The sequence below is a fragment of the Verrucosispora sp. SN26_14.1 genome (genome assembly GCF_004307965.1).
GTDB lineage: Bacteria > Actinomycetota > Actinomycetes > Mycobacteriales > Micromonosporaceae > Micromonospora.
In genome coordinates this window covers 1-1958 of record NZ_SISL01000714.1, presented here as the reverse complement: position 1 = coordinate 1958, position 1958 = coordinate 1, and the positions used below count along the sequence as shown (strand labels likewise).

The window sequence follows — 1958 nt, the reverse complement described above, 5'->3', positions numbered from 1 at the left end:
GCCTGCGGGCCCGGCTGCGCCGCGACTGGCCGCTGCTGGCGATGGCCGCCCCGGCGGCGCTGCTGCTGCTGGTCTTCCACTACCTGCCCACGCTGGGCAACGTCATCGCCTTCCAGGACTACAACCCGTTCGTCGGCGACGACCCGCTGGACGCGTTCCTCAACAGCGAGTGGATCGGCTTCGGCAACTTCGAGGCACTCTTCCGCGACCCGCTGTTCTGGGACGCGGTCCGCAACACGCTGAGCATCACCGCCTTCCAGTTGGTGTTCTTCTTCCCGCTGCCGATCCTGCTGGCGCTCATCCTCAACAGCGTGGTCTCCGGGCGGCTGCGCGGATTCGTGCAGAGCGTCGTCTACCTGCCGCACTTCTTCAGCTGGGTGCTGGTGGTGACGTTCTTCGTGCAGATGTTCGGCGGGGCCGGGCTGCTGGCCCAGGAGATGCGCCAGGCCGGTATGCAGCCCTGGGAGATCATGACCAACCCGGACACGTTCATCGTGCTGGTCACCGCCGAGGCGGTCTGGAAGGACCTGGGCTGGGGCGCGATCGTCTTCCTGGCCGCGCTCTCCGCGATCGACCAGAACCTGTACGAGGCGGCGGCGGCCGACGGCGCCGGGCGGTGGCGGCGACTGTGGCACATCACCCTGCCCGGTCTGCGTCCGGTGATCGTGCTGCTGCTCATCATGCGGCTCGGCGACGCGCTCTCGGTCGGCTTCGAGCAGTTCATCCTGCAACGTGAGGCGGTCGGCCGGGAGGCCGCGGAAGTGCTCGACACCTTCGTCTACTACCAGGCGATCAGTACCCAGCAGTGGGGACTCGGCGCCGCGGCGGGCCTGTTCAAGGCGGTGGTCGGCCTGGCGCTGATCATCACCGCGAACAAGGTCGCGCACCGGCTCGGCGAGCAGGGGGTGTACGCGAAATCATGACCGCGCAGCTCAGTGGTGCCGGACCGGTGCCCGTGGCACCGACGACGGCGGGGCCACCCGGACCGCCGCCCCGGCGACGCCACCCCGGTCGTCCGGTGTGGGCGGGCCGCCCCTCGACGTCCCTGACCATCGGCAAGGGCGTCGTGCTCACCCTGCTGGTCGCGGCGGTGCTGGTGCCGCTCTGGGCGGTGCTGGTCACCAGTCTCGCCTCGCGCGGCACCATCGACGACGCGGGCGGCATGGTCGTCATCCCCCGGGAGATCGACCCGTCGGCGTACATCACCATCTTCAGCGGCGGTGACGTCACCCGAGCGGTGTGGATCAGCACCCTGGTGACCGTGCTCGGCACCACGGTCAGCCTGCTGCTCACCATGCTGGCCGCGTACGGGCTGTCCCGGCCCGGTTCGGTCGGCCACCGTGGACTGCTGTTCTACTTCCTGCTGACGTTCCTGATCTTCCCGGGGCTGGTGCCGAGCTATCTGGTGGTGACCGGCCTGGGTCTCAAGGACAGCATCTGGTCACTGATCCTGCCCAGCGCGATCAGCGTGTTCAACCTGGTGGTGATCCGCGCGTTCTTCATGAACGTGCCGGCCGAACTGCTCGACAGCGCCCGCATCGACGGCGCGGGCGAAGTGCGCATCCTCACCCGGATCGTGCTGCCGCTGTCCAAGGCGGTGATCGCCGTGGTCGGCCTCTTCTACGCGGTCGGCTACTGGAACGCGTACTTCAACGCGGTGCTCTACATCGACTCCAACGACAAGTTCCCGATCCAGCGGGTGCTGCAGAGCTACATCCTGGCCGGACAGTCACCGAACGTCTCCGGCGCGTCGGTGAGCCTGCCCGGCGTGACCGCGTACCCGCCGACGCTCGCGGTCAAGATGGCCGTGGTGATCGTGACGGTCATCCCCGCCGTGATCATCTATCCGTTCGTGCAACGGCACTTCACCAAGGGTGTGATCACCGGCGCGGTGAAGGGCTGACCGGGCGCGGTGCGGCCGCCCGGCAGGGGCCGGACCCACCTCGGTGGGTCCGGCC

2 protein-coding genes are annotated in these 1958 nt (G+C 68.6%); both read left to right on the top strand.

What is annotated here, in order from left to right:
- The first annotated feature begins 2 nt into the window (after positions 1 to 2).
- Positions 3 to 923 (top strand): sugar ABC transporter permease, encoded by a 921-nt coding sequence (locus tag EYA84_RS31220; protein WP_201272540.1) that lies wholly within the window; start codon positions 3 to 5, stop codon positions 921 to 923.
- On the top strand, positions 920 to 1903 hold the full coding sequence (locus tag EYA84_RS31215) for a carbohydrate ABC transporter permease (protein WP_131057775.1): 984 nt from the start codon (positions 920 to 922) through the stop codon (positions 1901 to 1903). The genes EYA84_RS31220 and EYA84_RS31215 overlap by 4 nt, the downstream gene beginning before the upstream one ends.
- The last annotated feature ends 55 nt before the right edge of the window (positions 1904 to 1958 follow it).

Coding starts and splice junctions, on each gene's coding strand:
- EYA84_RS31215 (WP_131057775.1), top strand. CDS start 920: ATGACCGCGCAGCTCAGTGGTGCCGGACCGGTGCCCGTGGCACCGACG.